The following is a 632-nucleotide window of genomic DNA, read 5'->3' as shown; positions in this document are numbered from 1 at the left end:
GTCCGGCAACCGCCCCGCCCCTGATTTCGGCGAGGATCTCGTCATTGAGCTGCAGCAGGCGCCTGGCCTTGTCGAGCAGCCGCTCGCCGGAACGGGTCAGCTTCAGACCGCGGCGGTCGCGCTCGAACAGGCGTTGCCCCAGCACATCTTCCAGCCGTTTGACCTGCTGGCTGACGGCGCCTTGCGTCAGGTGGAGCGCATTGGCCGCCGCCGTCATGCTGGCCTTGTCGGCCGTCATGACGAAGGTGCGGATGAGGCTCGTGTCGAGATCGCGGATCATGGCTTCCATTATATTCTATAATGCAAACCATGTCAAACATTGCATTTACTGATGCCGCCAAGCGCATAAGCATGCCGGCTCCTCGACTGGGAAGCCCGCATGTCCGAAACCATCATCCCGCTGGTCCTGTTCGCGCTGATCTCGACCTCGACGCCCGGCATCGCCACGACATTGTCGACCGCCTCCGGCGCGCAATTCGGCTTTCGCCGTTCGGTGCCGCTGATGGCCGGCAGCGCGGCGGGGCTGGCGACCGTGGCGGCCGCCGGCGCGGCCGGCCTTGCCGGCCTGCTCGCCGCGGTGCCCTCCCTGCAGCTCGCCATGAAGATAGCGGGCTCGCTCTATCTGATATGGC

Annotated in this window: 2 protein-coding genes; one reads left to right on the top strand and one right to left on the bottom strand. The window is 65.5% G+C overall.

The genetic code is table 11. The features are described from left to right. The coding region (locus EOA27_RS39145) for a LysR family transcriptional regulator (RefSeq protein WP_127259044.1) at positions 1 to 280 on the bottom strand (280 nt) is incomplete at its 3' end. 99 nt (positions 281 to 379) lie between these two features. Here EOA27_RS39145 and EOA27_RS39140 point away from each other — a divergent pair. Next, positions 380 to 632, top strand: a 253-nt coding sequence (locus EOA27_RS39140; RefSeq protein ID WP_189562407.1) for a LysE family transporter, incomplete at its 3' end; no start/stop codon positions are given.

The organism is Mesorhizobium sp. M2A.F.Ca.ET.037.01.1.1 (assembly GCF_003998075.1).
GTDB lineage: Bacteria > Pseudomonadota > Alphaproteobacteria > Rhizobiales > Rhizobiaceae > Mesorhizobium.
Note: the sequence above shows the minus strand (reverse complement) of the source record. Positions and strands in the feature narration are given on the sequence as shown.